The following is a 22,513-nucleotide window of genomic DNA, read 5'->3' as shown; positions in this document are numbered from 1 at the left end:
AACCGGCCTGCCCATTGCTGGGGGAGTCAACCCTTCTAATTATTCTGCAACTGAATAAACGCCTGTAGCTCAGTGAGCGTTTTGGCGCCGTCGATCGCATTGGCAGCCTGCAGGCTGGCGCGGGCGCAGGCGTGGGCCAGCTGCAGACTGTCGGTTAACGGCCAGCGTTCGTGGCTGCCGTACAGCAGGCCGGCGCAGAAGGCATCCCCGGCGCCGACGCTGCCGACAATCTCCTCCGGCGGCAGCCGCCATGACGGCACCCAGCGCCCGGCTTCGGTACGGGAGACGCCCCATGCCCCCTCCGGACAGTGGATCACCACCCGCTGGCGCACGCCGGCGTCAAGCAATGCGCTGGCGGCGCGGGCGATATGGGCGACGTGCGGCTCGCCGTTGGGTAGACGAATCTCCAGCCCGCTAAACTCGCTGGCTTCCAGCTCATTGATGGTCAGGTAGTCAAGATGCGCCAGCGCCGGCAGGACCAGCGGGCGGTAGCGCGGGTCGCCCTTGCGCGACACCAGATCGAGGGAAACCTCATAGCCTCGCTCGCGCATCTGCGCCAGCAACCGCGCGCTGCGGGTGCCGTACTCTTCGTCGGGGCGATCGAGACTCTCAAGCAGCAGCAGATAGCCGAGATGGAAAATTTTCAGCGGCGCATCCAGCGGCTCAAAGGCCGGAAGGTCAAGCAGGCGGTTGGCGCCGGGAGAGTGAAAGAAGGTGCGCTGGCCTTCGGCGTCGGTCATCACCTGAGTCATCGAGGTGGGGGCGGAGCTGGTGCGCTGCACAAGCTGGCGATTGATATGGTACTGATCGAGCATGGCGGTAATGTAGTCGCCATCGTTATCCTCGCCAATCAGGCCGACCGCCTGCAGCGGCAGTCCGGCGTGCATTTTGGCCAGGGTCAGCAGGACATTCAGCGGCGCGCCGCCGGTGGCGCGTTCGCTGTGAATAATTTCCACCAGCCAGCCGCGCTCCGGCCACTGTCTGATCTGGTGGACATGATCGACCAGCATGTTGCCTGCGGCAATAATCCCTTTACGTTCCATGATCGCTACTCCGCGCCGTCATACCTGTTAAGCGTAGCGCACAATCGGCGGAACGATTGTGCGCCGGGTTGCGCTTATTTCACGGTCCAGCCTTTGTAGGAACTGACGTTGTTTTTGTCGATCATGGTCACCGGGATCAGCACCGGCGCGGTTGGGGCCGGTTTGCCCTGCAGGATGTTGTAGCCAATTTCCACCGCCTTCGCCGCCATCACCTGCGGATCCTGCGCCGGCGTCGCGACGAACAGCGAGTTCTTACGCTTCAGCGCCTCTTCGCCGTCCGGGCTGCCGTCGACGCCGACGATGAAGAACTCGCTGCGCTGCGCCTGTTTCGCTGCCAGATCGGCGCCAATCGCTGTCGGATCGTTGATCGCGAACACGCCGTCAATCTTCGGATTGGCCGCCAGCAGGGAGGTCATCACCTCCAGTCCGCCTTCCCGGCTGCCTTTCGCGTTCTGGTTGGAGGACAAGATTTTAATATCCGGGTGTTTTTTGAACTCCGTTTCGCAGCCTTCGACGCGGTTTTGTACGGCGGAGACCGGCGGCCCGTTGATGATCACCACGTTGCCTTTGTTGTTCAGACGATCGCTAATGTATTTACAGGCCAGCTCGCCCGCCTGGGTGTTATCGGAGGTGATAGTGGCGTCGGCCCCTTCGGCGGCAACGTCAACCGCCACCACCACGATCCCGGCCTCTTTGGCCCGCTTCACCGCCGGGCCAATGCCTTTCGAATCGGCGGCGTTGAGGATAATCATATCGACTTTAGCGGCGATAAAGTTATCGATCTGCGCCACCTGTTGGCCCAGGTCGTAGCCGCTGGAGACCAGCGTCACTTTGACGTTATCCCCCGCCAGTTTGCGGGCTTCCAGCTCCGCGCCCTTGGTGATCTGCACAAAAAACGGGTTGGCAAGGTCGCCCACCGTCACGCCTATCGCTTTCAGCTCTTTGGCCGACGCAAAGGGGGCGGCGGCCAGCAGCGCGCCAGCACACAGCGCGGTGACTATCGGTTTTAAACGCATTCGCTTTTCCTCGCAGGTAAGATGGTGTTGTTATGCACTTTGATGGTGTCGGGTACGGTATTTGTCGATCAGCACCGCAATGATGATCACCGCCCCTTTGATCACCAGTTGCCAGAAGTAGGAGACCCCCATCAGGGTCATACCGTTATTGAGGGTGGCGATAATCAGCGCCCCCACCAGCGTACCGGTGATGGTGCCGATGCCGCCGACGAAGCTGGTGCCGCCGAGAATGACTGCGGCGATGGCGTCCAGCTCGTAGCCGACCCCGAGATTGCCGTTGGCGCTGTACAGCCGGGAGGCGCTCATCACCCCGCCAAGGCCGGAGAGCAGGCCGCTCATGCCATAGACAAACAGCAGCACCAGCCAGACTTTGATGCCGGTCAGCCGCGCCGCCTGCATGTTGCCGCCCACCGCGTAGATATGCACCCCAAGGGTGGTTCGGCGCAGGATAAACCAGCACACCGCGATAACCGCCAGGGCGATGACCACCAGCCACGGCACCGGGCCGAGGTAGTCATTGCCGATCCACTCGAAGCTGATATCGGAGTTGATTACCGTGGTGCCGTCGGCCAGCAGATAGGCGGCGCCGCGCAGCGCCGTGTAAGTGCCGAGGGTGACGATAAACGGCGGTAGCCCGGCGAAGGCCACCAGCGCGCCGTTGAACAGCCCAAGCAGCAGGCCGAGCATCAGCGCCGCCGGAATCGACAGCAACGCCAACTCCGGGATCAGCGAGACCACCATTGCCGCCACCGCGGTGGTGCCGAGAATGGAGCCGACGGAGAGGTCAATGCCGCCGGTGAGGATGATAAAGGTCATTCCCGCCGCCAGCACAATGTTGATCGAGGCCTGGCGGGTGATATTCAGCAGATTGCTTTCCGTGAAGAAGTTGGGGGCGATAAAGCCGAAAACGGCGACGATCAGGATGAGGATCGGCAGAATGCCGACGGTCTGCATCAGGTCGCCCATCAGCATTTTTTTCGCCGAAGCGGATGTCGCGACCGGCGCGGAGGTCTCTTTCGGTATGCTCATAGTTGCCCTGCCTTAAGGTGAGAATCGTTCACGCCGGTGGCCAGCGTCATGATCTGTTCCTGGCTGATATCGCCGGACTGCAGCTCGCCGGCGATAGTCCCTTCGCGCATCACATAGACCCGGTCGCTCATGCCCACCACTTCAGGCAGTTCGCTGGAGATCATCAGAATAGCGACGCCCTGGCGCGCCATGTCGTTCATGATGCGGTAAATCTCACTTTTCGCGCCGACGTCGACGCCGCGGGTGGGTTCATCGAGGATCAGAATGCGTGGGCCAATCGCCACCCAGCGCGAAATCAACAGCTTCTGCTGGTTGCCACCGGACAGTCCGCCGGCGCGCACCTGGGCGTGCGGCACGCGGATGTTAAGTAACTGGATGGCGTCATCGGAAATAGTTTGCGCCTTACGGCGATTGAGCATCCCCCAGGTCGCGTCGCGCTCCAGCGTCGCCATGGTGATGTTTTCCTGGGCCGCCAGTTCGAGAAACAGGCCCTGCTCCTTGCGATTTTCGGTCAGAAAGCCGATTCCATGGTCGATGGCTTCGCGCGGCGAGTGGATCACCACCGGCTCGCCGTCGATCTCGATCACCCCGCCGGTGGCTTTGCGCACGCCAAAGATCAGCTGCGCCAGCTCGGAGCGTCCGGCGCCGACCAGCCCGGCGAGGCCGACGATTTCGCCAGCATGCACCACCAGGCTGCTGGGCTTAACCTTGCCGCCATCGGTCAGATCCTCGACCCGCAGGCGCGGCTGGCCGCGGGGAATATCGCGCTCTTTATTGAACAGATCGCTGAGCGGACGGCCGACCATCATGCGCACCAGCTCCGGCGCATTGAGCTTGTCGCGCACCAGGCTGCCGACATACTGCCCATCGCGCAGGACGCTGACCCGGTCGGAGAGCTCATACACTTCCGCCATGCGGTGGCTGATATAGATGATCGCCATGCCCTCGTCACGCAGGCGCAGGATGAGGTCGAACAGGCGCTGGGTTTCTCGCGAGGAGAGGGCGGCGGTGGGTTCATCCATCACCAGAATGCGGCTTTGACGGTGCAGAGCGCGGGCGATCTCCACCTGCTGCTGTTCGGCGATGGTCAGGGTCATCACCCGGTCGCTGGCCTTGAACTGGGCGCCGAGACGGTCGATCACCGCCTGCGCCTGGCTGAGCATCGCTTTGCGCTGCACCAGGCCACCGCGCGCCAGCTCGCTGCCGAGGAAGATGTTTTCCGCGACGGTCAGGTTCGGCGCCAGCTGCATCTCCTGGTAGATCAACGTGATCCCGGCGGCCAGCGCGTCCTTGGGGCCGCGGATCGTTTGTGGTTTCCCGTCGATCAGGATCTCGCCGCTGGTGGCGGTATAGGCGCCGGCGAGGATCTTCATCAGCGTGCTTTTTCCGGCGCCGTTTTCCCCCATCAGGGCATGGATCTCGCCGGGCCAGACCGTCAGGTCGACGCCCTTCAGCGCGTAGAATTTGCCAAAAGCTTTGGCGATATGGCGCATTTCCAGTACCGGGGTGGCGGTCATCACGGCGCTCCTGTCTGCGAGAACAATAGCTGCAGTCCACCACCGGAAAATAAATGCAGGATGTCAGAATCCATTCATATTTGTCATAGTGATAAATAGTTAACCGCGATCACAGTTACGCGGCGTCATTTTCTGCACCGTCACGCTTATCTGCCGACCGTTCCTTCACCGGAGTTGCTATGACCGCTCGCCGACACCCGTTTTTCACCAGCGCCCGTGGCCGCCTGCTCTCCTTTAATCTGCTGATGGTGGTCGTCACCCTGCTGGTGAGCGGCGTGGCGGTGTTCGGCTTTCACCACGCCAGCCAGCTGCAGGAGCAGGTGCAGCGCCAGACCCTCAACGATATGCGCGGCAGTATGGATCTGGCGCGGGACACGGCGAATGTCGCCACGGCGGCGGTGCGCCTGTCGCAGGTGGTGGGCGCGCTGGAGTACAAAAGCGAAGCGGAACGGCTGCTGGCGACGCAGCAGGCGCTGAAGCACTCGCTGGCCCAGCTGGCGGCGGCCCCGCTGGCGCAGCAGGAGCAGGCGCTGGTGGCCAGTATTATTCGCCGCAGCAACGCGCTGCAGCAGAGCGTGGCGGAGATGCTGGAGCGCGGCCAGCGCCGCCATCAGCAGCGCAATGCGCTGCTGAGTTCGCTTTACCAGAATCAGAGCAACCTGCGCCATCTCGCCGATCTTAACGATCGCGGCGGGGAGCGGGCGATCGATCCTCGCCGGCTGGCCGAGATGGACCGGCTGATCGTCGCCGCGATCCATACCGTCACGCCGCGGTCGATCGTTCTGCAGCTCGACCAGCTGCGCGGCGACCTGCCGGCCCATAGCGCCGATCCCGCGCTGGCGTTTGTTCTTCCCGACGTCACCCGGGAGCTGGCGAAACTTGCCCCGCTGTCGGCCCAGCTGGAGGAGAGCGACCTGACGATCAGCTGGTACATGTACCACATCAAAGCACTGGTCGCGCTGCTTAACGACGACATCAATCAGTACGTGACCCGGGTGGCGGAAGCCTCCGAACAGCGGGCGGCGCAGAGCCATCGGGAGCTACGCTCCATCAGCATGTTTATTCTGCTTTCCACGCTGCTGGCGCTGGCGATCACCGGCTGCGCCGGGTGGTATATCTACCGTAACCTGGGCTCTAACCTGACCGCTATCTCGCGGGCGATGTCGCGGCTGGCTCAGGGAGAGCCGAACGTCTCGGTGCCGGCCCTGCAGCGGCGCGACGAGCTGGGCGAACTGGCGCGCGCCTTTAACGTTTTCGCCCGCAATACGGCGTCGCTGGAGCACACCACCCGGCTGCTGAAAGAGAAGACCACCCAAATGGAGATCGATCGGATTAAGCGCCAGGAGCTGGAGGAGGCGCTGCTGCACAGCCAGAAGATGAAGGCCGTCGGCCAGCTGACCGGAGGCCTGGCGCATGATTTTAACAACCTGCTGGCGGTGATCATCGGCAGCCTTGAGCTGGTGGAGCCGAATGCGCAGGATGCGCCGCGCCTCACCAGGGCGCTGAAGGCGGCGGAACGCGGGGCGCTGCTGACCCAGCGGCTGCTGGCCTTTTCGCGCAAGCAGGCGCTGCATCCCCAGGCGGTGGCAATGGCGCCGCTGCTGGAGAACCTCAGCGAGCTGATGCGCCACTCCCTGCCGGCGACCTTGAGCCTGGAGATTGAGGCGCAGTCGCCGGCATGGCCGGCATGGATAGACGTCGGCCAGCTGGAAAACGCCCTGATCAACCTGGTGATGAACGCCCGCGACGCCATGGCCGGGCGCGCGGGCGTCATTAAAATTCGCACCTGGAATCAGCGGGTCACTCGCAGCAGCGGCCAGCGGCAGGATATGGTGGCCCTGGAGGTGATCGATCACGGCAGCGGCATGTCGCAGGCGGTGAAAGCCCGGGTGTTTGAACCCTTCTTCACCACCAAAGCCACCGGCAGCGGCAGCGGCCTGGGGCTGTCGATGGTGTATGGCTTTGTGCGCCAGTCGGGCGGCCGGGTGGCGCTGGAGAGCGCGCCGGGACAGGGGACGACGGTGCGGCTGCAGCTGCCCCGGGCGATGACCGAGGTCGGGAAGGCGGTGGCGCCGGTGGAAGACGAACCCATCCCGGCGGGAGAGCGGCTGGCGCTGGTGCTGGAGGATGAAGAGGATGTTCGCCAGACGCTGTGCGAGCAGCTGCATCAGCTGGGCTGGTTGACGCTGGAAACCGCTAGCGGAGAAGCGGCGCTGCAGCTGCTGGAGGCCTCGCCGGATATCGCCCTGTTGATCAGCGATCTGATGCTGCCCGGCGCCCTGAGCGGCGCCGATGTGATCCATACCGCCCGCCGCCGCTTTCCGGCGCTGCCGGTGCTGCTGATCAGCGGTCAGGATTTGCGCCCGGCGCAGAACCCGGCCCTGCCGGAGGTGGAGTGGCTGCGTAAGCCCTTTACCCGCGCCCAGCTGGCGCAGGCGCTAAGCGCGGCGTACGCGAGGATTTGAGATTCCTCCGCTACCCGGGCGGCATGCCGTTGATTAAGGTAGCGGCAGGACTCTGATGAGATTGGCCCCGATGAAACGTTACGCAACCGCACTGCTCTTTTGCACTCTGTCGCTGACCAGCCTGGCCGCTCGCGCCGATATTATCGATGACGCGATCGGCAATATTCAGCAAGCCATTAACGACGCCTATAACCCGGGCAGTAGCCGTTCCAGTGACGACGACGACAGAGACAACGACGATGGCCGTTATGATGACGGGCGCTATCAAGGGAGCCGCCAGCAGAGTCGTGACAGCCAGCGTCAGTATGACGATCGGCAACGCCAGCTGGACGATCGCCGCCGTCAGCTGGATGAACGTCAGCGCCAGCTCGATCGCGATCGCCGCCAGTTAGAAAGCGATCAGCGTCGTCTGGACGATGACTATTGATCGCCCCGCTGCAGACCGACGCTTAATCCAGTACTATTTCCATCCCGTCATAGCCCGCTTCGAAACCTTCCGGTAGCGGGTTATCCATCATCCAGACGTCAAACTGATGGCTGATATGGGTGAGGATCACTCGCGGACAGCCTATCGCCTGGTTAAGGGCGCGAACGGTAGTGAAATCGTTGTGGTTACGCGGGGTCTGCGCGCGCGGCTCATGACTGCAGTCGATGATCATCGCCTGCGGGCGATTGTTGAGTAAAAACTTCAGCGTCTTGTCCGGCAGCCCGGCGGTATCCGAGAGCCAGGCCACCCGACTGTGGGCCGACTCCAGCAGATAACCGAAGGTGAGCTTCGAATGGTTGAGCGGCAGGGGCGTCACCCGCAGGCCCTGCAGCTCAAACACCACAAACGGCGTGACGGTATGGCTGAAGTCGAGCAGGCCGGGGTGCTTGAGCAGATCGTCGCAGCCGGCGTCGTCCGGCGGGCCATAGACCGGGATCGGCCCGCCCACGCCCCAGCGCAGCGGAAACAGCCCCTGCACATGATCCAGGTGATAGTGGGTTAGCAGCACTTGCTGAAAGCTGCCGGCGGGATGATGTTCCATCAGATCCGGCCTGCCGGCGTCCAGCAGCGTCACTGCGCTGTTGAACGTCACCACCCCGCTACAGGGGCGGCGGCGATGGCTTTCCTCACGGCGGGCGCGGCGGCAGGCCGCGCAGTCGCAACCGAAGACGGGTACCAGCTGGGCGCCGCCGGTGCCGGTTAAGCGGATTGTCAGGCTCATCGTGTCACCTTTCACTCATACCGGTTGATTCTCTACGCGTGCCACGTGGCTGCGCAGCAGGCGGAAAAATTCATCGACCGATTGGCGGAGACTGCCGTCGTTATTCAACGTCAGGCAATCGTCCGGCTTATAGCGCGCGGCGCGGTCCAGACGCTGGGCGATGTCCACCGCATTTTCCCGGCCGCGCTGCTCCAGCCGCTGGCGCAGCACCGGCGGCGAGACGGCGAGACAGATCGGCACCAGCACCTCGCCGTAGCGTTCCCGCGCCAGCGCCAGATGGGCGCGGGAGCCATTGGCCACCACGTCGAAGCCGGCGTGCAGCCAGAGGTCGATCTCCACGCCAATGCCATAGTAAGTATGGTTGGCGTGCCAGCTGAGGGCAAAGAGATGCTGCTCGGCGCGGGTAAAAAATTCATGTTCGCTGAGGGCGATATGGTTTTCGTTACCGGCGTTAAAGGGCCGGGTAATGTAACGATGCGCCACCAGCAGCTGCGGGTGCTCGCGCTGGCGCAGAGCCGCCAGCAGGCTGTCTTTACCGGAGCCGGAGGGCCCCACCAGCCAAATCAGTTTCCCCGGCATTAAAAGACCCTCCTTCCCTGGCGCCAGACATGGTCGATGTGGACATGCTCGCCGCGACGGTGCGCCAGCACCAGGTCGGCGCGTTTCCCCTCGGCGATGACGCCGCGATCGTCAAGGCCCAGCGCCTGCGCCGGATGTTTGCTGACCAGACGGATCGCCTGCGCCAGGGTGAAGGCGTTATCCTCGGCGTCGGCGATGCGGAATGCGGCATCCAGCAGGCTGGCGGGGTAGTAGTCAGACGAGAGAATGTCGAGCAAACCGTGGTTCGCCAGCTGGTGGGCGGCGACGTTGCCGGAGTGGGAACCGCCGCGCACGATATTCGGCGCCCCCATCAGGACGTGCATCCCGTGCTGACGTGAAGCCTGCGCCGCGGCCAGGGTGGTAGGAAACTCGGCGATCACGCTACCCAACTGGTGGGATTCAGCCACATGCGCCTCGGTAGCGTCGTCGTGGCTGGCGAGGGCGATACGGCGGGCGCGGCACATGGCGGCGATGGTCTGGCGATTGGGCTGCGACCAGGTGGCGGCCAGGGCCATCTGCTCGGCTTCAAAACGATCCATCTCGTCATGCGTCAGATGGTACTTTCCCTGATAGTAATCGCGGTACTTGCTGCGATCGGCATACTGGCGCTGGCCCGGGGAGTGATCCATCAGCGAGACCATGCTCACCGATTCGCGCTCGATCAGCTTTTCAAACAGCGGCAGCGTGGTGTGATGCGGCAGCTCGCAGCGCAGGTGCAGACGGTGCTCGGCGCGGTTAAGACCACGCTTTTGCGTCTCTTCCACCGCATTGACCATCTTCTCCAGATTCTCAAGACGATCGCCGCCATCGCGCACGTCGCCAATCGCCACGGCGTCGAGCACGGTGGTGATGCCGCTGGCGACCATCATTGCATCGTGGCTGCTCATCGCCGAGTGGGCCGGCCAGTCCACCTTCGGTCGCGGGGTAAAGAATTTGTCGAGGTTATCGGTATGCAGTTCGATAAGGCCCGGCAGCAGCCAGCCGCCTTCGCCATCCAGCGCCTGCGGCAGCCGGCTCTGGCTTTCCGCGAAGGCGAGAATGCGACCGCCCTGGACTTCCAGCGAACCGTGTACCACGTCGTCGTCGAGAACCAGATTTACGTTATTGATAATCATGCTGTCATTCCCATGGGGTGCAGCCGGTCGGCGACCTGGCGGCGTACCCCTTCGTCATGGAAAATCCCGACGATGGCCGCGCCGCGCGCTTTGGCATCGTGGATCAGGTCGACCACGGCAGCACTGTTTTTGGCATCCAGTGAGGCGGTGGGTTCATCGAGGAGCAGGATCGGATAGTCGACCGCAAAACCGCGGGCGATATTGACCCGCTGCTGTTCGCCGCCGGAAAAGGTCGACGGCGCAAGATGCCACAGACGTTCAGGAACGTTGAGGCGGGTCAGCAGCTGGGCGGCTTTGGCGGCGCTCGCTTCACGCGGCGTCCCGAGGTCGAGCAGCGGCTGCATCACCACCTCCAGCGCCGAAATGCGCGGGATCACCCGCAGAAACTGGCTGACCCAGCCGATGGTGGTTTGACGCACTTCCAGCACCTTGCGCGGCGTGGCGGTGACCAGATCGACCCATTCGTCGCCGTGGCGGATATGAATATGGCCGCTGTCCGGCAGATAGTTGGCGTACAGCGAGCGCAGCAGGGTCGATTTGCCGCTGCCGGAGTGGCCGTGGAGCACCACGCACTCCCCGGCGTTAACGGTCAGCGAGGCGTCGGCCAGCACCGGCAGACACACGCCGTGTTGCTGGTGCAGAACAAAGGTTTTATGAATGTTTTCAACGCGGATCATGTTAGCCCTCACGGGGTTGAGTTGCCGGGTGCCGCTTCGCTGACCCGGCCTACGAATAACGCATCTGCAGGCCGGGTAAGGCGCAGCCGCCGCCCGGCAAAACAGCGTCAGTTCTGCAATACCGACGACACCAACAGCTGGGTGTAAGGGTGATGCGGATCGTCGAGCACCCGGTCGGTTAAGCCACTCTCCACCACCTGGCCCTGCTTCATCACCAGCAGTCGGTTCGCCAGCAGGCGGGCGACGCCGAGATCGTGGGTGACAATCACCACCGCCAGATTAAGCTCCACCGCCAGGCAGCGCAGCAGATCAAGCAGCCGCGCCTGTACGGACACATCCAGCCCGCCGGTGGGTTCATCCATAAACACCAGCTTCGGCTGGGTGACGAGATTGCGGGCGATCTGTAGGCGCTGCTGCATGCCGCCGGAAAAGGTGGTGGGCAGGTCGTCGATGCGCGAGGGCGGGATCTCCACCTCCTGCAGCCACTTTTCAGCGGTGGCGCGAATGTTGCCGTAGTGGCGGGCGCCGGTGGCCATCAGCCGTTCGCCGATGTTGCCCCCGGCGGAGACCTGGCGACGCAGGCCGTCCATCGGGTGCTGATGCACCACCCCCCATTCGGTGCGCAGCAGGCGGCGGCGTTCGGCTTCGCTCATGGCGTACAGCGAGCGCTGCTGGTACAGCACCTCGCCCCGCTGCGGCGTCAGGCGGGCGGAAATCGCCTTCAGCAGGGTGGTTTTACCGGATCCGGACTCCCCAACGATGCCGAGCACTTCCCCCGGCCACAGTTCGAAGGAGACGTCGCGGAAGCCTTTATCCGGGGCATAGAGATGGGTCAGGTGATTGACGGCAAGTAACGGCTGGCTCATTTTTTCTGCCCCTCGCTCTGCTGGCGGCAATAGTCGGTATCGGAGCAGACAAACATCCGCTGGCCGCTGTCATCCAGCACCACTTCGTCGAGGTAGCTGTGGCGCGAGCCGCAGATGGCGCAGGGCTCATCCCACTCCTGGACGGTAAACGGATGGTCGTCGAAATCGAGACTTTCCACCGGGGTATAGGGCGGCACGGCGTAGATCCGCTTTTCGCGCCCGGCGCCGAACAGCTGCAGCGCCGGCATCATGTGCATTTTCGGGTTATCGAATTTCGGGATCGGCGAGGGGTCCATCACGTAGCGGCCATTGACCTTCACCGGGTAGGCGTAGGTGGTGGCGATATGGCCGAAGCGGGCGATATCTTCATACAGTTTCACCTGCATCACGCCATACTCTTCCAGGGCGTGCATGGTGCGGGTTTCGGTTTCGCGCGGCTCGATAAAGCGCAGCGGCTCCGGGATCGGCACCTGATAGATCAGGATCTGATCCTCCACCAGCGGCGTCTCCGGGATGCGGTGGCGGGTCTGGATCAGGGTGGCGTCTTCAGTGCGCTCAGTGGTGGCGACGCCGGTCACGCGCTTAAAGAACTGGCGGATCGACACCGCGTTGGTGGTGTCATCGGCGCCCTGGTCAATCACCTTCAGCACGTCGTTCTCGCCGATGACGCTGGCGGTCAGCTGGATGCCGCCAGTGCCCCAGCCGTAGGGCATGGGCATTTCGCGACCGCCGAACGGCACCTGATAGCCGGGAATGGCTACCGCTTTGAGAATAGCCCGGCGGATCATGCGCTTGGTTTGCTCGTCGAGATAAGCAAAGTTATAGCCAGTCAGTGGGTTAGCCACGTTCATTCTCCCGTTGCAGGCGTTTCAGCAGCGCCAGTTCGGCCTGGAAATCGACATAGTGCGGTAGCTTCAGATGCGAGACGAAGCCGGCGGCTTCAACGTTATCGGCGTGGGCCAGCACAAACTCTTCATCCTGGGCGGGACCGGCAATCTCTTCGTCATAGTCCGCCGCCTGCAGGGCGCGGTCGACGAGGGCCATGGCCATCGCTTTGCGCTCGCTCATGCCGAAGGTCAGACCGTAGCCGCGGGTGAAGTGCGGCGGTTCATCCTGCGGGGCGACGAAGCCGTTGACCATTTCGCATTCGGTCAGCAGCAGCTCGCCAATATTGACGCTAAAGCCCAGCTCTTCCGGGACAATCTCCACCTGCACGTAGCCGCTGCGGATCTCGCCGGCAAACGGATGGTTGCGGCCATAGCCGCGCTGAGTCGAATAGGCCAGCGCCAGCAGGTAGCCTTCATCGCCGCGCATCAGCTGCTGCAGGCGCGAAGAACGCGAGCAGGGGTAGACCGGCGGGGTGCGGGTGATATCGTCGGGCGGTGTGCCGCGATCTTCCTCGGCCTTCGCCAGCCCCTGCTGCGTGAGCAGGCGGAAAACATGCGGCGAGGTCGGCGCTTCGCTATCGGCTTTCGGCACAGACGGCGCGTCGCCGTTCGCCAGCAGGGTAAAATCGAGCAGGCGGTGGGTGTAGTCGTAAGTGGGGCCCAGCAGCTGGCCGCCGGGGATATCTTTGTACACTGCCGAGATGCGGCGTTCGAGACGCATTTTGGCGGTGTCGATCGGTTCGCTAACCGCCAGCCGCGGCAGGGTGGTGCGGTAGGCGCGCAGCAGGAAGATCGCTTCGACGTTATCGCCGCTGGCCTGCTTGAGCGCCAGCGCCGCCAGTTCGCGATCGGCGATGCCGCCCTCGGTCATCACCCGGTCCACCGCCAGATTGAGCTGGTCGCTTATCTGGTCAACGCTCAGTTCGGGAAGCCGTCCATCGCCCCGTCGTTTCTGTTCCTGTAAGGCGTGAGCGGCGCGGATCGCCTTCTCGCCGCCCTTGACGGCAACGTACATTTAGCAAACCTCCACGTGGGTGGTGCGCGGGATCGCCAGCAAGCGCTCGCCGCAGGTGAGGATCAGGTCAATGCCCAGCGGGAACGGGTGCGGGCGCTCCGTCAGTTCGTCAATGATGCAGTCCGGTAGCTGAGGGGCGATCATTCGCTCTTCGGCAATGCCTGCCCCGGTCAGGCGCAGCATGCGCCCGCCGCTCAGGCTGGCGAGCTGGACGATCAGCGTGACGCCGGTCTCCGGGGCGGAGACGGTGCCCGCGGAGAGGACGTTGAGCTGCTCGGCGCTGATGCCGTCATTGGCGACCGCAAAGACCGCCTGCTGCGGCTGGTCCACCAGCGGCGCGCCGGTATGGAAGCGCAGATTCTGTCCCACCAGATCGTTATGCAGGGCGCTGGCGAGCCAGACCGGCGTTTCGTGATCGGCAAGGGTCAGCAGCAGGCTGGTGGAGGCGACGTTCAGCGGCTGCCAGCCGTGCTGCAACTGCTGCAGGGAGACAATCACCCCCGGCTCGCTCATCGCTTTCAGCAGGCGACGAAAACTGTGTTGGGCATCCTGCACAGCCAGGGTAAAAGCGGGTTGTAAGGTCATGCGTTATCTCCGCGAACCAGGGTAAAGAAGTCGACCCGGCTGGCGTTGACTTCGGCGCGTCGGGCTTCAGTGCGCGCGCTGCGTAGCGCTTCCAGCGGGGTTATCAGGGTTTCCATTAAATTGTGAAAATGGCGGGGCGACTGCAGCAGGGCGTCGATGGCCGCGCAGCGTTCGGCGTGCGGGCGGTCGCGGCCTAAGATCCAGCTGTAGCCGAGCGTACCATCGGCCAGACGTACCGCCGCCCGGGTGAGCGTGGCGTCGCCGGCGAAGAAACGGTCGCCGATACCGCCCATCCGGGCCTGAAGCTGCACCAGGCCTGTCTCGGGAGAGCGGATCAGCTCATACTCCGGCGCCAGCTGCAGGGCGTGCATGCGTGCCAGAAGATCTTGCGGTTCACTGTGGGCCAGCACGGACATCCAGCGCTGGCGGGTGGCGGTATCGAAGTGCATTCAGTGCTCCATGGTGAATTCAATCATGTCGGCGCGGGTCAGGCTGACGGAGTATTCGGTGACGGCCTGCTCGCCCTGGCGGCTGTTGAGGGTGCGCACGCAGAGCAGCGGCGCCATATTGGGGATCTCCAGCAGCTTGCTCTCTTTCGCCTGCGCGCGACGGGCGCTGATTTTGGTACGCACCCGGGTCAGTTCGACGTCAAGCCGATCGCGGAGCAGGTTGTGCAGCGAGCCGTGGCTGAAGGTCTGCAACACCGGCCAGAAGCGCAGGTCGGCGAAGTAGTGGTCAATCAGGCACAGGGCGACGCCATTGACCCGGCGCAGGGTGCGCAGGTGGATGACATTCTCGCCCTCGCTAATGCCAAAGGCCTCGGCAACGTGCGCGCTGGCGGGGCGCAGTACCGACAGCAGTTTTTCGCTGGTGGGATCGCTGCCTTGTTCCAGCAGGTTCTGGCTGAACCGCGCCTGGGCATTGAGCGGGTAATCGATCGGCCGCATCAGCACCAGCACGCCGACGCCCTGACGGCGTTGTACCCAGCCGCGCTCAACCAGCTGGTCGATAGCCCGACGCAGGGTATGGCGGTTTACGTCGAAGCGCGTCGCCAGCTGCTGCTCGGCGGGCAGATAGTCGCCGCAGCGATAGTGGTGGCGCAGCTCCTGCTCAAGCCGGGCGGCGATTTCCTGATAGCGCGTGGGATAACTGGTCGGATGTCTGGACAGGTGCATGGTCATCAAGCCTCACACAGCATAGGCGAGGAGCCTCCTCGCGTTGTGAGCCGATCCTGACCGGTTTATGTTGCAGTTCTGTTAAGTGATGATGACTAAAGGATGAAGAGTTAATGCCAGACGGATGACAGGGCGGCCAAGCCGCCCTGGCGGGGTCAGCCTTGTTTGACTACGTTGATCATCCATGGGACGCCAAAGCGATCGACGACTTTGCCGAAGCCGTGGGCCCAGAAGGTTTCCTGCCAGGCCATCTCAATGCGCCCGCCGACCGCCAGCGCGTCGAACCAGCGCTGGCCTTCAGCGACATCGTTGGGATCGAGGACGAGGGTGAAGCCGGCGTAATGCACATCGGGCCCGAAGGCGCTGTCGCTTAGCATCAGCTCGCCGTTGCCGATGCGCAGGCTGGCGTGGGCGATGGCGTCATCCGCCATCTTCTGGCCAGACGGGCAGCCGTCAGAAGCTTCCTGCGCCGAAGGCGGCATTTCGCCAAAGGTCATTTTAAACATCAGCTCGGCGCCCAGCGTCTGCTGATAGAAGGCGATCGCCTCGGCGCAGTTGCCCGCAAAGGCAAGGTAGGGACTTAAGGACATGGTGAATACCTCAGTGACCGTAACCCGTAAAGCGTAGTCGCCCACAGCGGGATTGAGCCAGACGGCAGCGCGAAAATGGGGCGGGAATAGTGCTGCAGGCGGCAGCGTAAATAGCGGCGGCTGGCGGGATAAATAACTGGATGCGCAGGGAGGCGAAGGGCAGTGAGGATATCGGGAGCGGCGACGGCGATAGGGGAAAATAATCGCGTCGCCTGCCCGGAAATAAATCAGTTCTTTTTGACGAATTCAGATTTCAGCTTCATCGGGCCAAAACCGTCAATTTTGCAGTCAATATTGTGATCGCCTTCGACCAGGCGGATATTCTTCACTTTGGTGCCGATTTTCAGCATCGATGAGCTGCCTTTAACCTTCAGATCTTTCACTACCGTGACGCTGTCGCCATCGGCCAGTAAATTGCCATTGGCATCTTTAACGATCAGAACGTCGTTTTCTTCCGTGGCTTCGGCAGGGTTCCACTCATGGGCGCATTCCGGGCAGATGTACATGCCGTTGTCTTCATAAGTGTAAGTCGAATCGCATTTTGGGCAGTGTGGCAGTTGCATGACGTTCCTCGTGATGTCGTCGAAAAACAGGACGTTGGTCCTTTAAACAGCGGCTGAGAGCCGAAAGTGGCTATGATTATAGCGCAATCACCCACTTTTGTCGGGTGTTTTTTTGCTAAAAAATAGCCGGGGCGCTATTCCGGGAAGAACCGAATAATTGCTGAAATTAACCGCCGGCGATGGAACAATATCGACGAAATAATTTCCGGGCGATCGGCAGGAAATGAACTTATTTATTTTCTGGGACTCTGTAATTAGGCGGTAAATTTATGTGAAGTTGATCGCAGATATAAACACTGTTAGGGTAAAAAAGGGGAGCAGGTCAATTTCATCAATGATGACGATGAGCCGCTCCATTTATTCACCAGTAGCCACAGCAGGCGTCAACAGGTTCGGTTGTACATTCTGTCAGCAGACAGTGCAGGCAAACCTGCTACGCTTGAAATGAGGAGCACAGCAATTCACCGCTCCTGACGCACGTTGCGAATGGCTTTGCCATTCGGCGAAGAGACGTGCATTCAAGGCGGAGTAGCAGAGGAAAAATATGCTTAAAAGGAAAAAAATAAAGCCCATCACCCTTAAGGATGTGACCATCATCGACGATGGTAAACTGAAAAAGGCGATCACCGCGGCCTCCCTGGGCAACGCGATGGAGTGGTTCGATTTCGGCGTCTACGGCTTTGTGGCCTACGCCTTAGGTAAAGTCTTCTTCCCCGATGCCAACCCAAGCGTGCAGATGATTGCCGCACTCGGTACCTTCTCCGTTCCATTTTTAATTCGTCCGCTGGGCGGCCTGTTCTTCGGGATGCTGGGCGATAAATATGGTCGGCAGAAAATTCTCGCGATAACTATCGTGATCATGTCGATAAGTACTTTCTGTATCGGCCTTATTCCTTCGTATGCCACGATAGGTATCTGGGCGCCGATCCTGCTGCTGCTGTGTAAAATGGCGCAAGGCTTCTCGGTCGGTGGTGAATATACCGGGGCGTCGATCTTCGTCGCGGAATACTCCCCTGACCGTAAACGCGGGTTTATGGGCAGCTGGCTGGACTTTGGCTCCATCGCCGGGTTTGTGATGGGGGCCGGCGTGGTGGTCCTGATCTCCAGCGTGGTGGGTGAACAGAACTTCCTTGAGTGGGGTTGGCGTATCCCGTTCTTCCTGGCGCTGCCGTTAGGCATCATCGGCCTCTATCTGCGCCATGCGCTGGAAGAGACCCCGGCGTTCCAGCAGCATGTGGACACCATGGAGCAGGGCGACCGTGAAGGTCTGCAGGACGGGCCGAAGGTCTCTTTTAAAGAGATTGCCACTAAGCACTGGCGTAGCCTGCTGACCTGTATCGGTCTGGTGATTTCCACCAACGTGACCTACTACATGCTGCTGACCTACATGCCGAGCTACCTGTCGCATAACCTGCACTACTCGGAAGATCATGGGGTGCTGATCATCATCGCCATCATGGTCGGGATGCTGTTTGTGCAGCCGGTTATCGGTATGCTTAGCGACCGTTTCGGCCGCCGCCCGTTTATCCTGATTGGTAGCGTGGCGCTGTTTGCCCTGTCGATCCCGGCCTTCATTATGATCAACAGCAACGTGACGAGCCTGATCTTCGCCGGTCTGCTGCTGCTGGCGGTGGTGCTGAACTGCTTTATCGGCGTGATGGCCTCATCGCTGCCGGCGATGTTCCCGACCCACATCCGCTTCAGCGCTCTGGCCAGCGCCTTTAACATCTCAGTGCTGATTGCCGGTCTGACGCCAACCCTGGCGGCGTGGCTGGTGGAGACCACCCAGAACCTGATGATGCCGGCATACTACCTGATGGTGATCGCGGTGGTGGGTATGGCGACGGGCCTGTCGATGAAAGAGACGGCTAACCGTCCGCTGAAAGGGGCGACCCCGGCGGCGTCGGATATTCAGGAAGCGAAAGAAATCCTTGGCGAGCACTACGATAACATCGAGCAAAAAATCGAAGATATCGATCAGGAGATCGCCGATCTGCAGGCAAAACGGTCGCGTCTGGTGCAGCAGCATCCGCGTATCAACGACTAACTGTTTTCACTGCTAATCATGCCGCCTGGGGAAACCCCGGCGGCATTTTTTATGCCTCCGGCAAGGCCAGACCGTGACGACGCTGTTGGCTAAGTTTACGGTACTGCTGCGGCGGCATCCCCACGTAGCGGGTAAAGGTGCTGTAGAAACGGCTGCTGGAGCGGAAACCGGCGGTGAGGGCGATATCCAGGATGGTCTTGTCGGTATCGCTCAGCAGCGCCCGCACGTGATTGATACGCATGGCGGTAATGTACTGCTTCATGGTTTGCTGCATCACTCTCTGGAATACCCCCATCGCATAGTTCGGGTTGAGCTTAACGTGCTCGGCGACGGCATTGACGGTCAGCGCCTGGTCGTAGTGGGCGGCGATAAATTCCAGCATCTGGCTGACATAAAACTGCGCATGGCGCGAGACGCTGTTCTTATGGGTGCGTGAGGTTTTGTTGACCAGAATCGGCTGCCAGCCGGCGAGGCTCAGCCGCTTCAGCATCAGGGCGATTTCATCGATCGCCAGCTGGCGAATCTGGTCATTGTCGTGGTTCAGCTCCTGCTGCCAGCGGCGCACCTCGAAGGCGCTCAGCTGCTGGGCGGCGAGGGATTTAATCACCATCCCGTGAGTGACGTGGTTGATCAGCTCCCGGTCCAGCGGCCATGAGAGAAACAGATGCATCGGCAGGTTAAAGATCGCCATCTGCTGGCAATCCCCCGGGCGGGTCAACTGATGCGGCGTACAGGCCCAGAACAGAGTGATATAGCCTTTCTCTATGCGCACCACTTCGTTATTAATCAAATATTCCACGTCGCCATCGAACGGCACGTTGACCTCCACCTGGCCATGCCAGTGGCTGGTAGGCATGGCGTGCGGCGGGCGCAGCTCGATATCCATACGCTGATACTCAGAGTAGAGCGCCAGCGGGCTGCGGCTCTGCTTTTCATCGCTGTTGCACATAAAGGGATCGGGGGGCAGGGAGGTGAAGCGGTATTCCATCGTTAGCGTATTCCTGAATTGTCAGAGTGGCTGCATTTTTCGCCAGAACTGACGACAGCTTAGCGGAAGAATCGGCCCATTTTCTCTCCTTTTTGCGCAATCTGTTCCCGAAAACTCAGATTTTGTGGCGCTTAATGGCCGATCTGAGCTTTCGGGAATGCTCCGGTGGGAACAGGGCAGCGCAACGCTGAACGGCGTGCCACTCTGCAAGGGTTCAATGACCTGATGGAGAGAGCGTAATGACCGCCCCAAAAATTACCTTTATCGGCGCCGGTTCGACGGTGTTCGTTAAAAATATTCTCGGTGATGTTTTCCAGCGCCCGGCGCTGAAATCGGCGCATGTCGCGCTGATGGATATCGATGACACCCGGCTGGAAGAGTCGCATACCGTGGTGCGCAAGCTGATGGATTCCGTCGGCGCGAAGGGCGAAATCAGCTGCCATCGCGATCGCAAAACCGCCCTGCAGGGCGCTGATTTCGTTGTGGTCGCCTTCCAGATTGGCGGCTATGAGCCCTGTACCGTCACTGATTTTGAGGTCTGTAAACGCCATGGCCTGGAGCAGACCATCGCCGATACGCTGGGTCCGGGGGGCATTATGCGCGCCCTGCGCACCATACCTCATCTGTGGGCTATCTGCGACGACATGACCGAGGTCTGCCCGGACGCCACCCTGCTTAACTACGTCAACCCAATGGCGATGAACACCTGGGCCATCTACGCCCGCTACCCGCATATTAAACAGGTTGGCCTGTGCCACTCGGTGCAGGGAACGGCGGAAGAACTGGCGCGCGATCTTGACCTCAACCCGGCGGATTTACGCTACCGCTGCGCCGGGATTAACCATATGGCGTTCTATCTCTCGCTGGAGAAAAAGCTCGCCGACGGCAGCTATGTCAGCCTTTATCCCGACCTGCTGCAGGCCTACGCTGACGGGCGCGCGCCGAAGCCTAACCTGCACGGCAACCCGCGCTGCGAAAACATCGTCCGCTATGAGATGTTCAAAAAGCTCGGCTACTTTGTGACCGAGTCGTCGGAGCATTTTGCCGAATACACGCCATGGTTTATCAAGCCGGGCCGCGAGGACCTTATCGCCCGCTATAAAGTGCCGCTGGATGAATACCCGAAACGCTGCGTCGAGCAACTGGCCAACTGGCATCAGGAGCTGGAGAGCTATCAGCGCGGCGAGCGCATCGAGGTGAAGCCATCCCGGGAGTATGCCAGCACCATCATGAACGCCATCTGGACCGGCGAGCCAAGCGTGGTGTATGGCAACGTGCGCAATGACGGCCTTATCGACAACCTGCCGCAGGGCTGCTGCGTGGAAGTGGCTTGCCTGGTGGACGCCAACGGCATTCAGCCGACCAAAATGGGTGCGCTGCCGGCGCATCTGGCGGCGCTGATGCAGACCAACATCAACGTGCAGACGCTGCTCACGGAGGCGATCCTCACCGAAAATCGCGATTACGTCTATTACGCCACGATGATGGATCCGCACACCGCTGCGGTGCTGGGGATCGAAGAGATCTACGCGCTGGTGGACGATCTGATCGCCAGCCACGGCGACTGGCTGCCGTCCTGGCTGCATCGTTAATCTTCTCATGCCGCCGGGGGCAACGACCCGGCGGCGTCCTGCATGCTCTATCAAACACTGAAGGAGGCGCTGGCGACAGCGACCTGTACCCTATGAGTATTTCAATGACAACAAAGCTCAGCTACGGATTTGGTGCCTTTGGTAAAGATTTCGCTATCGGTATCGTCTACATGTATCTGATGTATTACTACACCGATATTGTTGGACTGTCGGTTGGGGTGGTCGGCACCTTGTTTCTGGTGGCGCGGATCCTCGATGCGATAGCCGATCCGATCATGGGTTGGATCGTCAACTGTACGCGATCGCGATGGGGGAAATTCAAACCGTGGATCCTGATTGGCACGATAACCAACTCGGTAGTGCTGTATATGCTGTTCAGCGCCCATCACTTCTCCGGCGGGGCGCTGCTGGCATGGGTGTGGCTGACCTATCTGCTGTGGGGGTTCACCTACACCATCATGGATGTGCCGTTCTGGTCGCTGGTGCCGACCATTACCCTTGATAAACGCGAACGTGAACAGCTGGTGCCGTATCCACGCTTTTTCGCCAGCCTGGCGGGATTCGTCACTGCCGGCGTCACGCTGCCGTTTGTCAGCGCCGTGGGCGGCGCCGACCGCGGTTTCGGTTTCCAGATGTTCACCCTGGTGTTGATCGCCTTCTTCGTGGTTTCCACCCTCGTCACGCTGCGCAACGTCCACGAGGTTTACTCCTCGGATAGCGGCGTGAGCGAGGATGCCAGCCATCTCTCACTGCGCCAGATGGTGGCGCTGATCTATAAAAACGATCAGCTGGCCTGCCTGTTGGGCATGGCGCTGGCCTATAACACGGCGGCGAATATTATCGCTGGCTTTGCGATTTACTACTTTACCTACGTGATTGGCAGCGCGGAGATGTTCCCGTATTACATGTCCTACGCCGGCGCGGCGAACCTGCTGACGTTAGTGCTGTTTCCGCGGCTGGTGAAAGGGCTGTCGCGGCGCATTCTGTGGGCGGGCGCTTCGATCATGCCGGTGCTGGGCTGCGGCGTGCTGTTGCTGATGGCGCTGAGCGGGATCTACAACGTCGCGCTGATTTCGCTGGCCGGCGTGCTGTTGAATATCGGCACCGCGCTGTTCTGGGTGCTGCAGGTTATTATGGTGGCCGATACCGTCGACTACGGCGAATATACGATGAACATCCGCTGCGAAAGTATCGCCTATTCGGTGCAGACGCTGGTGGTGAAAGCGGGCTCGGCGTTCGCGGCCTGGTTTATCGCCATCGTGCTCGGTATCATCGGTTATGTGCCGAATGTGGCCCAGTCGTCCCAGACGCAGCTGGGGATGCAGGCGATTATGATAGCGCTGCCGACGCTCTTTTTTGCCCTGACGCTGTTTCTCTATTTCCGCTATTACAAGCTCAACGGCGATATGCTGCGTCGCATTCAGATTCACCTGCTGGATAAATATCGCCGGGTACCGGAAAATGTGGCTGAGCCGGAACGGCCCATTGTGGTACCCAACCAGGTGTAAAAAGCGTTCGAAAACAGCTGACGAAAG

General features: G+C 61.2%; 22 protein-coding genes. 5 read left to right on the top strand and 17 right to left on the bottom strand.

Going from position 1 to position 22,513, the window contains the following annotated elements:
• Positions 1 to 35: 35 nt before the first annotated feature.
• From ACOI7Z_RS18990 to ACOI7Z_RS18975, 4 genes are all read right to left on the bottom strand, one after another.
• On the bottom strand, positions 36 to 1,043 hold the full coding sequence (locus tag ACOI7Z_RS18990; protein ID WP_086075954.1) for a carbohydrate kinase family protein: 1,008 nt from the start codon (positions 1,041 to 1,043) through the stop codon (positions 36 to 38).
• Positions 1,044 to 1,117: 74 nt separating this feature from the next.
• Positions 1,118 to 2,059 (bottom strand): ABC transporter substrate-binding protein, encoded by a 942-nt coding sequence (locus ACOI7Z_RS18985; RefSeq protein ID WP_023319512.1) that lies wholly within the window; start codon positions 2,057 to 2,059, stop codon positions 1,118 to 1,120.
• 30 nt (positions 2,060 to 2,089) lie between these two features.
• A complete protein-coding gene (locus tag ACOI7Z_RS18980; protein WP_023291658.1) occupies positions 2,090 to 3,088 on the bottom strand; it encodes an ABC transporter permease subunit in 999 nt (332 codons plus the stop codon).
• Entirely contained in the window at positions 3,085 to 4,605 is a 1,521-nt protein-coding gene (locus tag ACOI7Z_RS18975) for a sugar ABC transporter ATP-binding protein (RefSeq protein WP_048296446.1), read from the bottom strand. Before ACOI7Z_RS18975 ends, ACOI7Z_RS18980 begins: the two co-directional genes overlap by 4 nt.
• A 179-nt stretch (positions 4,606 to 4,784) precedes the next feature.
• Between ACOI7Z_RS18975 and ACOI7Z_RS18970 the strand changes: the two genes are divergently transcribed.
• Positions 4,785 to 7,070 carry an ATP-binding protein gene (locus tag ACOI7Z_RS18970; protein ID WP_087848884.1) on the top strand — a complete coding sequence of 762 codons (2,286 nt, stop codon included), beginning with the start codon at positions 4,785 to 4,787 and terminating at the stop codon, positions 7,068 to 7,070.
• A gap of 70 nt (positions 7,071 to 7,140) precedes the next feature.
• A complete protein-coding gene (gene yjdP / locus ACOI7Z_RS18965; protein ID WP_032429059.1) occupies positions 7,141 to 7,497 on the top strand; it encodes a DDRRRQL repeat protein YjdP in 357 nt (118 codons plus the stop codon).
• 22 nt (positions 7,498 to 7,519) lie between these two features.
• Here yjdP and phnP read toward each other — a convergent pair whose 3' ends face one another.
• The 12 genes from phnP to ACOI7Z_RS18905 form a co-directional block, all read right to left on the bottom strand.
• A complete protein-coding gene (phnP, locus tag ACOI7Z_RS18960) occupies positions 7,520 to 8,278 on the bottom strand; it encodes a phosphonate metabolism protein PhnP (protein ID WP_086075957.1) in 759 nt (252 codons plus the stop codon).
• A 15-nt stretch (positions 8,279 to 8,293) separates the two neighbouring features.
• Complete coding sequence (gene phnN, locus ACOI7Z_RS18955) at positions 8,294 to 8,857, bottom strand: ribose 1,5-bisphosphokinase (RefSeq protein WP_087848883.1); 564 nt, start codon at positions 8,855 to 8,857, stop codon at positions 8,294 to 8,296.
• Complete coding sequence (gene phnM, locus ACOI7Z_RS18950) at positions 8,857 to 9,993, bottom strand: alpha-D-ribose 1-methylphosphonate 5-triphosphate diphosphatase (RefSeq protein WP_072421210.1); 1,137 nt, start codon at positions 9,991 to 9,993, stop codon at positions 8,857 to 8,859. Before phnM ends, phnN begins: the two co-directional genes overlap by 1 nt.
• On the bottom strand, positions 9,990 to 10,670 hold the full coding sequence (phnL, locus tag ACOI7Z_RS18945; protein ID WP_087848882.1) for a phosphonate C-P lyase system protein PhnL: 681 nt from the start codon (positions 10,668 to 10,670) through the stop codon (positions 9,990 to 9,992). Before phnL ends, phnM begins: the two co-directional genes overlap by 4 nt.
• A 107-nt stretch (positions 10,671 to 10,777) precedes the next feature.
• The gene (gene phnK / locus ACOI7Z_RS18940; protein WP_080901634.1) at positions 10,778 to 11,536 is read right to left on the bottom strand and encodes a phosphonate C-P lyase system protein PhnK; all 759 of its coding nucleotides are present in this window, start codon (positions 11,534 to 11,536) and stop codon (positions 10,778 to 10,780) included.
• Positions 11,533 to 12,381, bottom strand: a complete 849-nt coding sequence (locus tag ACOI7Z_RS18935; RefSeq protein ID WP_002885202.1) for an alpha-D-ribose 1-methylphosphonate 5-phosphate C-P-lyase PhnJ — start codon at positions 12,379 to 12,381, stop codon at positions 11,533 to 11,535. The genes phnK and ACOI7Z_RS18935 overlap by 4 nt, the downstream gene beginning before the upstream one ends.
• Positions 12,374 to 13,438 (bottom strand): carbon-phosphorus lyase complex subunit PhnI, encoded by a 1,065-nt coding sequence (locus ACOI7Z_RS18930; protein WP_087848881.1) that lies wholly within the window; start codon positions 13,436 to 13,438, stop codon positions 12,374 to 12,376. The genes ACOI7Z_RS18935 and ACOI7Z_RS18930 overlap by 8 nt, the downstream gene beginning before the upstream one ends.
• Positions 13,439 to 14,023, bottom strand: coding sequence for a phosphonate C-P lyase system protein PhnH (phnH, locus tag ACOI7Z_RS18925; protein ID WP_087848880.1), 585 nt, complete (start codon positions 14,021 to 14,023; stop codon positions 13,439 to 13,441).
• Positions 14,020 to 14,472, bottom strand: a complete 453-nt coding sequence (gene phnG / locus ACOI7Z_RS18920) for a phosphonate C-P lyase system protein PhnG (RefSeq protein ID WP_080901631.1) — start codon at positions 14,470 to 14,472, stop codon at positions 14,020 to 14,022. Before phnG ends, phnH begins: the two co-directional genes overlap by 4 nt.
• Positions 14,473 to 15,198 carry a phosphonate metabolism transcriptional regulator PhnF gene (phnF, locus tag ACOI7Z_RS18915; protein ID WP_023291670.1) on the bottom strand — a complete coding sequence of 242 codons (726 nt, stop codon included), beginning with the start codon at positions 15,196 to 15,198 and terminating at the stop codon, positions 14,473 to 14,475.
• A 155-nt stretch (positions 15,199 to 15,353) separates the two neighbouring features.
• A complete protein-coding gene (yjdN, locus tag ACOI7Z_RS18910; protein ID WP_023291671.1) occupies positions 15,354 to 15,788 on the bottom strand; it encodes a VOC family metalloprotein YjdN in 435 nt (144 codons plus the stop codon).
• A gap of 227 nt (positions 15,789 to 16,015) precedes the next feature.
• Complete coding sequence (locus ACOI7Z_RS18905; protein ID WP_023291672.1) at positions 16,016 to 16,351, bottom strand: zinc ribbon domain-containing protein YjdM; 336 nt, start codon at positions 16,349 to 16,351, stop codon at positions 16,016 to 16,018.
• A 544-nt stretch (positions 16,352 to 16,895) separates the two neighbouring features.
• Here ACOI7Z_RS18905 and proP point away from each other — a divergent pair.
• Complete coding sequence (gene proP, locus ACOI7Z_RS18900) at positions 16,896 to 18,398, top strand: glycine betaine/L-proline transporter ProP (protein ID WP_023291673.1); 1,503 nt, start codon at positions 16,896 to 16,898, stop codon at positions 18,396 to 18,398.
• A gap of 49 nt (positions 18,399 to 18,447) precedes the next feature.
• Here the strand turns inward: proP and melR are convergent, their stop codons facing one another.
• Positions 18,448 to 19,386 (bottom strand): transcriptional regulator MelR, encoded by a 939-nt coding sequence (gene melR, locus ACOI7Z_RS18895; protein WP_087848879.1) that lies wholly within the window; start codon positions 19,384 to 19,386, stop codon positions 18,448 to 18,450.
• A 239-nt stretch (positions 19,387 to 19,625) separates the two neighbouring features.
• On the opposite strand from melR, the gene ACOI7Z_RS18890 reads away from it, so the two are divergent.
• On the top strand, positions 19,626 to 20,978 hold the full coding sequence (locus tag ACOI7Z_RS18890; protein ID WP_086075961.1) for an alpha-glucosidase/alpha-galactosidase: 1,353 nt from the start codon (positions 19,626 to 19,628) through the stop codon (positions 20,976 to 20,978).
• A 92-nt stretch (positions 20,979 to 21,070) separates the two neighbouring features.
• Positions 21,071 to 22,486 carry a melibiose:sodium transporter MelB gene (melB, locus tag ACOI7Z_RS18885; RefSeq protein ID WP_087848878.1) on the top strand — a complete coding sequence of 472 codons (1,416 nt, stop codon included), beginning with the start codon at positions 21,071 to 21,073 and terminating at the stop codon, positions 22,484 to 22,486.
• Positions 22,487 to 22,513: the final 27 nt, after the last annotated feature.

Source organism: Klebsiella sp. C283 (genome assembly GCF_048822555.1).
Lineage (GTDB): Bacteria > Pseudomonadota > Gammaproteobacteria > Enterobacterales > Enterobacteriaceae > Klebsiella > Klebsiella quasipneumoniae.
This window is presented reverse-complemented; position numbering and strand designations above follow the sequence as displayed.

Excerpts from the sequence above, each read along its gene's own strand:
- ACOI7Z_RS18990 (WP_086075954.1), bottom strand. The coding sequence starts at position 1,043 with ATGGAACGTAAAGGGATTATTGCCGCAGGCAACATGCTGGTCGATCAT.
- ACOI7Z_RS18985 (WP_023319512.1), bottom strand. The coding sequence starts at position 2,059 with ATGCGTTTAAAACCGATAGTCACCGCGCTGTGTGCTGGCGCGCTGCTG.
- ACOI7Z_RS18980 (WP_023291658.1), bottom strand. The coding sequence starts at position 3,088 with ATGAGCATACCGAAAGAGACCTCCGCGCCGGTCGCGACATCCGCTTCG.
- ACOI7Z_RS18975 (WP_048296446.1), bottom strand. The coding sequence starts at position 4,605 with ATGACCGCCACCCCGGTACTGGAAATGCGCCATATCGCCAAAGCTTTT.
- ACOI7Z_RS18970 (WP_087848884.1), top strand. The coding sequence starts at position 4,785 with ATGACCGCTCGCCGACACCCGTTTTTCACCAGCGCCCGTGGCCGCCTG.
- yjdP (WP_032429059.1), top strand. The coding sequence starts at position 7,141 with ATGAAACGTTACGCAACCGCACTGCTCTTTTGCACTCTGTCGCTGACC.
- phnP (WP_086075957.1), bottom strand. The coding sequence starts at position 8,278 with ATGAGCCTGACAATCCGCTTAACCGGCACCGGCGGCGCCCAGCTGGTA.
- phnN (WP_087848883.1), bottom strand. The coding sequence starts at position 8,857 with ATGCCGGGGAAACTGATTTGGCTGGTGGGGCCCTCCGGCTCCGGTAAA.
- phnM (WP_072421210.1), bottom strand. The coding sequence starts at position 9,993 with ATGATTATCAATAACGTAAATCTGGTTCTCGACGACGACGTGGTACAC.
- phnL (WP_087848882.1), bottom strand. The coding sequence starts at position 10,670 with ATGATCCGCGTTGAAAACATTCATAAAACCTTTGTTCTGCACCAGCAA.
- phnK (WP_080901634.1), bottom strand. The coding sequence starts at position 11,536 with ATGAGCCAGCCGTTACTTGCCGTCAATCACCTGACCCATCTCTATGCC.
- ACOI7Z_RS18930 (WP_087848881.1), bottom strand. The coding sequence starts at position 13,438 with ATGTACGTTGCCGTCAAGGGCGGCGAGAAGGCGATCCGCGCCGCTCAC.
- phnH (WP_087848880.1), bottom strand. The coding sequence starts at position 14,023 with ATGACCTTACAACCCGCTTTTACCCTGGCTGTGCAGGATGCCCAACAC.
- phnG (WP_080901631.1), bottom strand. The coding sequence starts at position 14,472 with ATGCACTTCGATACCGCCACCCGCCAGCGCTGGATGTCCGTGCTGGCC.
- phnF (WP_023291670.1), bottom strand. The coding sequence starts at position 15,198 with ATGCACCTGTCCAGACATCCGACCAGTTATCCCACGCGCTATCAGGAA.
- yjdN (WP_023291671.1), bottom strand. The coding sequence starts at position 15,788 with ATGTCCTTAAGTCCCTACCTTGCCTTTGCGGGCAACTGCGCCGAGGCG.
- ACOI7Z_RS18905 (WP_023291672.1), bottom strand. The coding sequence starts at position 16,351 with ATGCAACTGCCACACTGCCCAAAATGCGATTCGACTTACACTTATGAA.
- proP (WP_023291673.1), top strand. The coding sequence starts at position 16,896 with ATGCTTAAAAGGAAAAAAATAAAGCCCATCACCCTTAAGGATGTGACC.
- melR (WP_087848879.1), bottom strand. The coding sequence starts at position 19,386 with ATGGAATACCGCTTCACCTCCCTGCCCCCCGATCCCTTTATGTGCAAC.
- ACOI7Z_RS18890 (WP_086075961.1), top strand. The coding sequence starts at position 19,626 with ATGACCGCCCCAAAAATTACCTTTATCGGCGCCGGTTCGACGGTGTTC.
- melB (WP_087848878.1), top strand. The coding sequence starts at position 21,071 with ATGAGTATTTCAATGACAACAAAGCTCAGCTACGGATTTGGTGCCTTT.